This is a genomic window from Devosia sp. (assembly GCF_040509215.1).
In the GTDB taxonomy this organism is placed as follows: domain Bacteria; phylum Pseudomonadota; class Alphaproteobacteria; order Rhizobiales; family Devosiaceae; genus Devosia.
The window spans coordinates 1-2,708 of record NZ_JBEVLL010000366.1; the positions used below are offsets into that span (position 1 = coordinate 1).

Genomic DNA, 2,708 nt, shown 5'->3' on the forward strand with positions numbered 1-2,708 from the left:
ACGAGGAGGTGCAAAAGTCGATCGCGACCGCGATCATCCGCGAGCGCCTCATAAGCATCGGCGTTATTCCGCTCGGTAGTGCGCCGGCTGAATTCAAGCCGTTCATTGCAGCGCAGGTCCAGCAGATCGCCGATCTTGCGCGAGCCGCCGGCATCGAGCCGCAGTGAGCGTCGAGCCGCTTCGTCATTCCGGAGCCACCGATCTCAGGAAAACCGAGATCGGTGGAGCGCCCCGGATGACGGCATTATTTTTACCTCACCCCGCGACTGTGGCCCATTTCGCCGCCAATTGCTCGGCCCCGCGCAGGGACACGGCAAGGATCGTGTAGGTCGGATTCGAGGCACCTTCGGTCGGGAAGATGCTAGGCCCCGCGACGTAGAGGTTCGGCAACTCGTGGCACTGGCCAAAGCTATTGACCACCGAGTTGGCCGCGTCCGTACCCATGATGGTGCCACCGTGCAGGTGGGTCGTCGGTATGGCGGCGCGCCCCACCCAGACCTCCTTGGCGCCGGCGGCCTTGGCGGCCCTCTGCCCCTCTTCGAGGTTGGCATTCCACAGCGCGACCGCATCCTGGTCGAAGCTGTGAGTGAGGCGGCCGAGCGGCATGCCGAACTCGTCCTTGTCGCTCGCGAGCTCGATCCGGTTCTCAATGTTTGGCAAGCCCTCGCCGAACATGCTGATCCGAGTAAAGCCACGGGCAGCACGCTTCATATAGTCATGCAGGTCAGGGCCGAACAGATCAGGGCGGGTACTGGCAAAGTCGTGCGTCTTTTGCGCCGCACCGCAGGTGATGTAGGTGCTGCCAAACGCGTCCTTATAGCTCGTCTTGCCGTAGCGGTCGTAGGACATGTACTGCGCGCCGATCGTGCCCAGATGGTTTTGGATGTCTTCGTCGAAGATCGCGTTGATCCCCGCGATCGAATGCGTCATCATGTATTTACCGACGAGGCCGTTTGAATTGTTGAGCCCCTTCGAGTGCTTGTCGGTCGCCGAATTGAGCAAGAGGCGGGAGTTCTGTCCCGACCACGCGGCCAGCACGACGACGTTCGCTTCCTGGACTTGGCGCACCTTTTTTTCGTCATAATACTCGACGCCGGCGACCTTGGTGCCCTGGGCGTTAGTCAGCACGCGCGTGACGCTGCAAAGCGCGCGCACCTCGGCTTTGGCCTTTCTGGCCTCGCTGAGGTAGGTGACCGTCGGATTGGCAAGCGCACCGGTCGGGCAGCCCACATGGCACCAGCCGTCGTAGATGCAGGCCGGCCGCCCCTTGAATTCTGTCGAGTTCATCGCGACCGGCGCCGGCACCATGCGGATGCCCAGCGACTCGAAGCCCTTCACCCAGATTTCGCCGTGGCGGAAGGTCTGCATCGGCGGCATCGGATAGGATTGGCCCGCCGGGCGCCACTTCTCCTCCGCCTTGGCATCGCCTGACATGCCGATGTCATGGGCGACCTTGTCGTAGAACGGTGCGACATCCTGATAGGAGATCGGCCAATCAAGCGCTCGGTTGTGCTCGCTCTTGATCTTGTAATCGTTCGGCAGAAAACGCGGGTGATTGGCGAAATAGTGCAGCGCTGCACCCCCCACGCCCCAACCGGCCTGGCCGGCATAGCCGAACGGATTCTTGCCTTCGAGCAGGAAAGGGGCGCCGGCCGGCCTGATCCGCCGTCCCCACATCTCCGAGCTGATCAGGTCGGACATCTGCCAGTCGGGACCGGCCTCCAGCAACACGACCTTCTTGCCGGCCTTGGCCAGCACTGATGCATACACCGAGCCGGACGCGCCGGCGCCGACGATGACGACATCCACTTTTTCGTTCGCCATGTCACCACCTCTTCGTTGGCACGATGTGGGCCTGGTAGGGGATGCCGAGGGCGGCGTAGCCCTCCATCGTTCCGTACACGACATCGACGGCATCGCTGCGCAGGATGGTGTAGACGAACCCTCCGCTCGGTCCGGTCCAGCCTTCGATCTTGTTCTGGCGCATATTGTTGACGAAATCGCGCTGATCGGTGGTCGATAGCGCCGCAAATTTCCGGCCGGTGACCTTCTCGCTGCCGCGGTCAACCGCGCCGATGGCGGCGCGATAGAAATTCGCAAACGGTGGACGTACGTTGAAGATGCGCGCCTGCAGCAGCGCCTCCTCCGCCGGCACTGAGATCTGGTGGTCGATGAAATGCGCAATGCCGGCCTTGCCCGCGCCGGGCACCAGCGTCTCGCCCAGCGCCTCGATGGTTTCGCCTTCGTTGGCGTTGAGCAGCCGGAACGGCACACCCTGCGTCCGCGCCGCCCCCGGGGTAAGCAGTACTTCGACGCCGCCTACCGTGAAGGCGAGTACGCCGCTTCCCGCGCCCTTCATAAAGGCGCGTCGCTCTATCTGATCCATGCAGTCCTCCCTATCGGCGCTCCCAAGCGCTTCGCCGGTCGTTGCGTCCGGCTTGTTCTGAATTATTCCAAAGTAATGGTGACCCTCCTTTTCATCCCCGTCAACGCCGCTCGCGCGTGCTTCCGCGAAATCAGCTCGCGATGCTGTTCCAGTTCGTGACTAGCTGTTCGGCGCCGCGCAGCGACAGCGCGTTGAGCGTGAACGTGGGGTTGGCCGAGCTTTCGGTCGGGAAAATTCCGCATCCGGCCACATAGAGATTCGCAACCTCATGAGTCTGGCCGTAGCTGTTGACAACCGAGTTGCCCGCGGTCGTGCCCATGAT

General features: G+C 62.6%; 3 protein-coding genes. All 3 read right to left on the bottom strand.

Annotated elements, in window-relative coordinates; genetic code table 11:
• Nucleotides 1-255 precede the first annotated feature (255 nt).
• On the bottom strand, nucleotides 256-1,824 hold the full coding sequence (locus tag ABW043_RS20740) for a GMC family oxidoreductase (protein ID WP_353923095.1): 1,569 nt from the start codon (nucleotides 1,822-1,824) through the stop codon (nucleotides 256-258).
• Between the two features lies 1 nt (nucleotide 1,825).
• Entirely contained in the window at nucleotides 1,826-2,386 is a 561-nt protein-coding gene (locus tag ABW043_RS20745; protein WP_353923096.1) for a gluconate 2-dehydrogenase subunit 3 family protein, read from the bottom strand.
• Between the two features lie 130 nt (nucleotides 2,387-2,516).
• On the bottom strand, nucleotides 2,517-2,708 hold a 192-nt coding region (locus ABW043_RS20750), incomplete at its 5' end, for a GMC oxidoreductase (RefSeq protein WP_353923097.1).

What these genes read in the sequence shown, in the direction of transcription:
- ABW043_RS20740 (WP_353923095.1), bottom strand. Translation starts at nt 1,824, where the DNA reads ATGGCGAACGAAAAAGTGGATGTCGTCATCGTCGGCGCCGGCGCGTCC.
- ABW043_RS20745 (WP_353923096.1), bottom strand. Translation starts at nt 2,386, where the DNA reads ATGGATCAGATAGAGCGACGCGCCTTTATGAAGGGCGCGGGAAGCGGC.